Source organism: Mitsuaria sp. RG (genome assembly GCF_028369275.1).
GTDB lineage: Bacteria > Pseudomonadota > Gammaproteobacteria > Pseudomonadales > Pseudomonadaceae > Aquipseudomonas > Aquipseudomonas peradeniyensis.
The window spans coordinates 43,709-50,282 of the sequence record NZ_JAQMYQ010000043.1 but is presented as its reverse complement, the minus strand read 5'-3'; the positions used below and the strand labels follow the sequence as shown (position 1 = coordinate 50,282).

General features: G+C 65.4%; 8 protein-coding genes. 7 read left to right on the top strand and 1 reads right to left on the bottom strand.

Annotated elements, in window-relative coordinates; genetic code table 11:
- Positions 1–245 precede the first annotated feature (245 nt).
- From POF53_RS20670 to POF53_RS20660, 3 genes are all read left to right on the top strand, one after another.
- The gene (locus tag POF53_RS20670) at positions 246–1,061 is read left to right on the top strand and encodes an isocitrate lyase/PEP mutase family protein (protein WP_498969215.1); all 816 of its coding nucleotides are present in this window, start codon (positions 246–248) and stop codon (positions 1,059–1,061) included.
- A gap of 301 nt (positions 1,062–1,362) precedes the next feature.
- Positions 1,363–2,403 (top strand): hypothetical protein, encoded by a 1,041-nt coding sequence (locus POF53_RS20665; protein WP_254464685.1) that lies wholly within the window; start codon positions 1,363–1,365, stop codon positions 2,401–2,403.
- A gap of 311 nt (positions 2,404–2,714) precedes the next feature.
- Positions 2,715–3,578 (top strand): sensor domain-containing diguanylate cyclase, encoded by an 864-nt coding sequence (locus POF53_RS20660; protein WP_203647288.1) that lies wholly within the window; start codon positions 2,715–2,717, stop codon positions 3,576–3,578.
- Between the two features lie 106 nt (positions 3,579–3,684).
- On the opposite strand, the gene bla is transcribed toward POF53_RS20660, so the two are convergent.
- A complete protein-coding gene (gene bla / locus POF53_RS20655; RefSeq protein ID WP_332880092.1) occupies positions 3,685–4,560 on the bottom strand; it encodes a class A beta-lactamase in 876 nt (291 codons plus the stop codon).
- 205 nt (positions 4,561–4,765) lie between these two features.
- Between bla and POF53_RS20650 the strand changes: the two genes are divergently transcribed.
- The 4 genes from POF53_RS20650 (at position 4,766) to POF53_RS20635 (ending at position 6,505) form a co-directional block, all read left to right on the top strand.
- Positions 4,766–5,083: a hypothetical protein gene (locus POF53_RS20650; RefSeq protein ID WP_203647290.1), complete on the top strand. Its 318-nt coding sequence runs from the start codon at positions 4,766–4,768 to the stop codon at positions 5,081–5,083.
- Positions 5,084–5,182: 99 nt separating this feature from the next.
- A complete protein-coding gene (locus tag POF53_RS20645) occupies positions 5,183–5,566 on the top strand; it encodes a tautomerase family protein (RefSeq protein ID WP_232856893.1) in 384 nt (127 codons plus the stop codon).
- A gap of 50 nt (positions 5,567–5,616) precedes the next feature.
- A complete protein-coding gene (locus POF53_RS20640) occupies positions 5,617–5,835 on the top strand; it encodes a hypothetical protein (RefSeq protein ID WP_232856894.1) in 219 nt (72 codons plus the stop codon).
- A 16-nt stretch (positions 5,836–5,851) separates the two neighbouring features.
- Positions 5,852–6,505: an HD domain-containing protein gene (locus tag POF53_RS20635; RefSeq protein ID WP_232856895.1), complete on the top strand. Its 654-nt coding sequence runs from the start codon at positions 5,852–5,854 to the stop codon at positions 6,503–6,505.
- The last annotated feature ends 69 nt before the right edge of the window (positions 6,506–6,574 follow it).

The window sequence follows — 6,574 nt, the reverse complement described above, 5'->3', positions numbered from 1 at the left end:
TTGAGACAGGTGAGGCGCCAGTGGTGCCCACATTGAAACCGCGTCGTACCAACAAGGCGGACAAGGTATTGGCACAGGATTGACTGGCCCGAAACAGATGTAGGAGCGGCCTTGCGTCGCGATGCGCCGCGCGGGCGGCGCTCGATCTCACAGGCGCTGCAACACTCTCGTCGAACCCCAGGGAAAATGGCAATCTAGGTCCCGCAGTGAACCATCAACAGGATGTTCAAGGGAGTCATGTCGTCATGGCAGCACTGGATCGCGTATTTCATGGTCTTCACCAGCAAGGGTTGTTACTTCTGGCCAACGTGGCGGACGCCGGCGGCGCGCGCCTGGTCGAGCGCCAGGGCAGCCAGGCGGTCGCCACCAGCAGCGCCGCCGTGGCCTGGTCGCACGGTTACCAGGACGGCGACAAGCTGCCCCTGGCACTGCTGACCGGCACCGTCGAGTCGATGGCAAGGGTGCTCAGCGTGCCGCTGACGGTGGATATCGAAGGCGGCTATTCGCACGCCCCCGAACAGGTTGCCAAGGTCGTCGACACGGTCATCGCCGCAGGCGCGGTGGGGATCAACATCGAGGACGGCACACAGCCTCCCGAACAGCTCCTGCGCAAGCTCGACGCCGCCAGAAACGCCGCGAGCCGGCGCGGGGTCGACCTGTTCATCAACGTGCGCAGCGATGTCTACCTGAAGAACCTGCTGCCCGCCGAGCAGCGCCTCGAGGAGCTCCTGCGGCGCGCCGCGCGCTATGCCGCTGGCGGCGCGAACGGGCTGTTCGCCGCCGGCGTGGTCGAGCCCGACGAGATCGCTACGCTGTGCCGGGAGCTGACGCTGCCGGTCAATCTGCTCTGGCGCGCAGGCTTGCCCGGCCCGGCCGAATTGCAACAGCTTGGCGTTCGCCGCCTGAGTGCCGGATCGAGCATCGCCGAGTTTCTCTATGGCGCCATGAGCGGCCTGGCCCAGCGTTTCCTGGAAAGCGGCCAACTCGACACCAGCGGGTTGAAGGCACACAGCTATGGTGAACTCAACGCACTGATGGCCAGCCAGGCCGATGGTTCCTGAACGGTAGGGAGAGCCTGTAGAAGCTGAAAAGCACCTGGCCCTCATCGGTTCGCTCCACTACCGTGGGCTGATCATTTCCGGCCCACTGGACCAGGCCTTTCAAGGTGTTCGACGACAGAGTTGCAGCGCTCTTGAGACCGAGCGCCGCCCGCGCGGCGCTCGGTCTTATAGGCGTTGCAAGGTTTGCGGCGGACACCTTGAGGCCCTTATCCGGTAAAGACCTTGAAAGGGATGGCCCACTGGACGAATCGCCGGAATCGCCCTAGCATCGGCGCCCCCACGGCCTCACTCACGGACGATCATGCCCCCCGCCACCCGACTGCTTGCCCTGTTCGCCCTGTCCACCCTGGTCAGCGCCTGCAGTGTCAATGGCACCTATATCGACAGCACCCGCCCCGATGCCGCCAAGCTGCGCTACATCTCGGGCAATAGCAGCTCCACCCTCGACCTGTTCGACAGCGAGCGCTGTGAAGGGCGGACCACCGGCATGCTCAACAACCTGTTCGTCCCCGACTCCCGCCGGCGCGCCGACATGAGCGTACCGCCGCCAGCGCACAGCAACAGCTACTACGAGATCCGCCTCGAACCCGGCAAACCAGTACATGTTCGCGCCAACACCCAGGGCGCCACCACGGTCTGTGCGGCCTCGTTCACCTTGACACCGCAGGCAGGTTCCGAATACGAACTGAGCTTCGACAAGTCGCCTGGCTACTGCCAGGTGGAACTGGTGCGCCTGCAACGGGTCGAGGGAGAGGACCAGCGCCAGCCCTATCCGATGATCGACACTGTTCCAACCGTCTGCTGGGGTACGTCAGCGCTGTTCCCGAAACAACCCACGCCCCTGCCCGATTCCGCCCGGCGCACCGCGCTGATCGACAGCATCCTGCGCGACAGCGTCACACCGGAGATGGAACAGTTGACCACGTTGCGCACAGCCGTGGTCCTCACCCGCCAAGCCTCCCCCGAAGTACAGGTAGCGGCACGCAAACAGGAAATGGGCCTTGATTTGACTGAGGCCTATTGGCAGCAATACCAGCAGAACCTGCAGACATTCGCCGAGGCGCTCGCCAACCTGAAGACTCGTACGCTGGAGCGCTACGACACCGACAACCGCGCCTACCTGCGCAGTGTCCTTGACCAGCAACTGCAGGTCTGGGCTGGTGACAACAACGACCCGCACCTGCCCAGCAGGGCCCAGCGTATGCGCGACATGGCGCACTACTACAACTATGTCCTGCAAGAGACGGTCGCCCAGATCAGACTCGAACACTTGCGCAGCATGGCTGAACTGGACCAACGCGAAGGGGTTTGCAAGCGCTTCGCCGGATGCTGGAAACTCTAGGCCGTCAACCGAGCGAAGGGCTGCCCCATGCCGTCGGGGCATGACGGTCACGGTCTTCGACCCCGACCTGGACCCCGATGGGCGCTGCGCGACGACAATCGTCGAGTTGCTGGGGCGGTTGCCGTTTCCGCCAGACAGGGGCACTTGAAGCAGCCGACAGTCTGCTTGCCCACAGGTAGTGTGCCGCGCCCCCGAGCCTGTGTATGCTGCACGGGCGCGGCAAGCGGCCCCCGGCGGCTTGCAGGACCTCGCGCCGCCGCCCTGCGTGATCGGACCATGACCGGGCTACCCGTATCGGACACCCCTGCCCTATGCCCGTCGACCTGCAAGCGCTCTACCCCAGGCTGATCCACCTGATGCTGGACACCGTGTTCGTGGTCGACCGGGACGACACCATCGTGTTCGTGAGCAACGCCTGCGAAGCCTTGCTCGGCTATCGCGCCGACGAACTGACCGGCACCCCGATCACCCGCTACATGCACCCGGACGACCTGGAAACCACCCGCGCCTCGATCGTCCGGGTCATGGACGGCACCCCGCACTTCGACTTTCGCAACCGCTATGTGCGCAAGGATGGCGAGATCGTGCATATCCTCTGGGCGGCCTTCTGGTCCGACGAGGTGGGCGCGCGGATCGGCGTCGCGCGCAACATCACCGCCCTCACCCAGGCCGAGCAGGAACTGCGCTTTCTCGCCCATCACGACCCGCTGACCAAGCTGACCAACCGCTCGCTGTTCAACGACCGCCTGGCCTCCGCCCTGCGCGCCGCCCGTCAGCAGCAGCGACGGCTGGCCCTGCTGTTCCTGGACGTCAACGACTTCAAGGGCATCAACGATGTGCACGGCCACGCGGCCGGCGACCGCGTGCTGTGCACCATCGCCCGACGCCTGCAGGACAGCGTGCAGGAAGCAGACACCGTGGCGCGGATCGGCGGCGACGAGTTCATCGTGCTGCTGACCGATGTGCCGTCGGAGGACGCCGTGTACGAGGTGGTCGAGCAGATCGCCATGGTCATGGAGGAGCCGCTCGGGGCCGAGTTCGGCGATGTCAGGATGCCGTCCTGCAGCATCGGCGTGGCCTGCTATCCCAGCGATGGCGAGGATGCCGACACCCTGCTCAGCCATGCCGATGGCGAGATGTACCGCAAGAAGCGGCGGCGAGTGCGGGTGGGGTGATGGCCTGTTGTGGCCTCATCGCGGGGCAAGCCCGCTCCCACGCTGATGAGCACGCGCAACCACTCGTGGGAGCGGGCTTGCCCCGCGATGTGGCCCGCACACTTGCTCAGCCCTTCCAGGCCTCCACCACGATCCGCGTGGCCGCCGCAATCGTCTCGCTGTTCCACGGCGCGTCCTGTTTCGTAGCACGGCTGAACACCACCAGGATCCACGGCGCCCGGCCCTTGGGCCAGATGACCGCGACATCGTTGGCCACGCCATAGTCACCCGAGCCGGTCTTGTCGCCCACCACCCAGTCCTTCGGCAGCCCGGCGCGAATGCGCGTGTCGCCGGTGGTGTTGCCCTTGAGCCAGGCCTGCAGCTGTTGTTGCGCGGCGGCGGGCAGGCCATCGGTGAGCAGCAGGCGCTGCAGGGTCATGCCCATGGCCAGGGGCGTCGTGGTGTCACGCGGATCACCCGGCAAGGCGGTGTTCAGCGTCGGCTCGTTACGGTCGAGGCGGAAGGTCGGATCGCCCAGGCCACGGACGAACGCCGTCAGCCCGGGTGGACCACCGACCAGCTCGAGCAGCAGGTTGCCGGCGGTGTTGTCGCTGTACTGCACCGCGGCGGCGCACAGTTCGGCGACGGTCATGCCAGGCCCGACATGCTTTTCGGTGACCGGCGAATAGACCACCAGTTGCTCGGCGCCATAAGCGATGCGCCGCGCCAGCAAACCCGGCTCGGACGCGCTGCGGTGCAGGACGGCACCGGCAAGGACGGCCTTGAAGGTGCTGCAGAAGGCGAAGCGCTCTTCGCCACGCCAGGCCAATTGCCGACCGCTGCCGGTGTCCAGGGCCCACAGGCCGATGGTACTGCCGCTGGCCGCCTCGAGCTGTTGCATCGCCTGGCGCAGCGAATTGTCCGCCCAGGTGGGCAGGGTCAGCAGGGCCGAGCAGCCGAGCGCGCCCTGGAGCACGCGGCGGCGGCTGAGGGTGGGGATCATGCAGGCATTCCTTAAGAAAATGAGCAAAACGCGAAGGCTAGAACGTTTTAGCACCTGAGCCAAGCACCGCCTTGTCCCTCCAGCAGGACCAGCCATGCCGTGGGAAAGCGGATTCTTTTCGCGCCACTGCCCTGGCCACCCTTGCGTTGACCGGCAAAAGGCAGGACAGTAACCGGGTGTTCCCGCAATGAAACGGAGATTCGCCTTGACTACCGATCGCCTGAGCCTGCTCCAGTTCGAGCAACTCAGCCTGAAGCCCGCCGCCGCCAGCCAGTTCGCCCTCTCGCTGAAGGACCTCGAACAGCTGACACTCCCCGAGCGCTACGCCTATCGTGCTGCCCACTACCTGGGCGACATGGCCGAGGCAGAGAACAGCCAGCAGCTGGCTGTCGCCAAGGAGCAGGGCATCGGTTTCACCCAGGGCCTGCTCACCGCCGCGGCCATCGAAGACGCCCTGGCGAAAAGGCTGATCGAGGTCTTCAATAACGCGAGCGAGCGCGCCTCCAAGCTGCTGCCACAGTAACGGTAGTTGCCTTCCCGAGCCCGGCGCCTGTCCGGGCTCATGCCTGATCCTGCCCTACCAGCTTCTGCGTCTCGCCTGGCCATCGTCCAAGGAGTCCACATGCCACTGGTACGCATCGATATCAAGCGCCACCCCGACCCGGCTCATCTGCGCACACTCGGCCAGATCGTCTACGCCTGCATGCGGCGAACGATCAATGTGCCCGAACACGACAATTTCCAGATCCTTACCGAACACGATGGCGAACACCTGGTGAGCGACCCGCAGTACCTGGGCATCCAACGCTCCGACGGCCAGGTGTTCATCCAGATCACCCTCAACGAAGGCCGCACCCTGGAGCAGAAGAAGGCGCTGTACCAGGCCATCGCCGAAGGTTTCGAGCGCGAGGCCGGGGTGCGGCCGCAGGACGTGTTCATCAACCTGGTCGAGGTGCGCAAGGAGAACTGGTCGTTCGGCAACGGTATCGCCCAGTACGCCAGTTGACGGCAGTGGGCTGCCTGGCACCGTCCTTACCATGGCCGCAGGAGCCTCCGATGATCAGCGAACTGTCCGTTCATGTCCTGTTCCGCAGCCTGTGCTATCCGCTCGGTTGGCCACTGGTGAAGCTGGCCACGCTGGGCAGGTATCCGTCCAGGGGCGCCTGGTACACCGAGCGCGCCGAGGCCGAGTGGACAGCTGCCATCGGCCTTGTCGTACTCTTGCTGCTACTGATGCTGTTGCTGGGACAATTCGACATTGCGCCTTTCCCCTGATCCGCTGGAGCCCTCGTTGACCAACACGCCCTTCTTCCCCTTGCAGGCCCTCGCAGCCGAGTTGCTGCCCCACCTGCCCGCCGACAGTAACGACGGCTCCCATGACCTCGCCCATCTGCAACGGGTCTGGAGCAATGTCCGGCGTATCCAGGCCAGGGAGGGCGGCGACCTCGAAGTGCTGCTCGCCGCCACCGTGCTGCACGATTGCGTGGCGGTGGAAAAGAACTCGCCCCTGCGTGCGCAGGCCTCGACGCTTTCGGCCGAACGCGCCGCCGCGATCCTTGCCGACATGGGCTGGCCGCAACCGCGCATCGAGCAGGTGACCCATGCGGTGATGACCCACAGCTACTCGGCGGGCCTTTCGCCGCAGAGCCTGGAAGCGAAGATCCTCCAGGACAGCGATCGCCTGGACTCCATGGGCGCCGTCGGCATCGCCCGCTGCTTCTATGTGTCCGGGCGCATGGGGTCGGCGCTCTACGACGTCGAGAACCCCACCGCCGCAGGCCGGGACTATCGCGACAACCGCTTCACCATCGAGCATTTCCAGACCAAGCTGCTCAAGCTTGCCTCGGGCTTGCAGACCGGTGAAGGCGCGCGCCTGGCCGCGCTCAGGCATCAGCGGCTGGCGTCGTTCCTGGCCGAATTCATGGAGGAAATCGGGGTGGAATGATACCCGTCCCGGTCTACTGCTCGTGGAACTGGGCAACGGCCAGGAGCACGACCGCAAGGAGTGGCCTGC

Excerpts from the sequence above, each read along its gene's own strand:
- POF53_RS20670 (WP_498969215.1), top strand. The coding sequence starts at position 246 with ATGGCAGCACTGGATCGCGTATTTCATGGTCTTCACCAGCAAGGGTTG.
- POF53_RS20665 (WP_254464685.1), top strand. The coding sequence starts at position 1,363 with ATGCCCCCCGCCACCCGACTGCTTGCCCTGTTCGCCCTGTCCACCCTG.
- POF53_RS20660 (WP_203647288.1), top strand. The coding sequence starts at position 2,715 with ATGCCCGTCGACCTGCAAGCGCTCTACCCCAGGCTGATCCACCTGATG.
- bla (WP_332880092.1), bottom strand. The coding sequence starts at position 4,560 with ATGATCCCCACCCTCAGCCGCCGCCGCGTGCTCCAGGGCGCGCTCGGC.
- POF53_RS20645 (WP_232856893.1), top strand. The coding sequence starts at position 5,183 with ATGCCACTGGTACGCATCGATATCAAGCGCCACCCCGACCCGGCTCAT.
- POF53_RS20640 (WP_232856894.1), top strand. The coding sequence starts at position 5,617 with ATGATCAGCGAACTGTCCGTTCATGTCCTGTTCCGCAGCCTGTGCTAT.